The sequence below is a fragment of the Flavobacterium sp. GQ95 genome (assembly GCF_059758655.1).
The window spans coordinates 1-434 of the sequence record NZ_JCAXEB010000069.1; the positions used below are offsets into that span (position 1 = coordinate 1).

A 434-nucleotide genomic window follows, 5' to 3' on the forward strand; every position below is an offset into this window, starting at 1 on the left:
GTACGTTGATGCTTCTGGAAATACCCAGACTATCAATTTGAGCACTATGGTTAAGGCGAACGAGACGCTGACTACTTTGGTTGATAAAGGAAATGGTGTTTATGAGTACACGAGTGAAAACGGAACTGTTACCCCTATTAATGTTGTGGGAGATGTAACGAATAATTTTGCAGACATAATCAACAATTCTGCCAATACAACTTTACTGGAAAACTTTATTACCAATATCGTCCAGGGAGCAGAAGGTACAGTAATCTATGATTCGGTTAACAATGTCTTTGCATACGTTGATGCTTCTGGAAATACCCAGACTATCAATTTGAGCACTATGGTTAAGGCGAACGAGACGCTGACTACTTTGGTTGATAAGGGAAATGGTGTTTATGAGTACACGAGTGAAAACGGAACTGTTACCCCTATTAATGTTGTGGGAG

General features: G+C 39.9%; 1 pseudogene. It reads left to right on the forward strand.

The features are described 5' to 3' along the window. Positions 1-434 (forward strand): annotated as a pseudogene (locus AC6CH4_RS25965) (hypothetical protein); the annotation flags it as partial.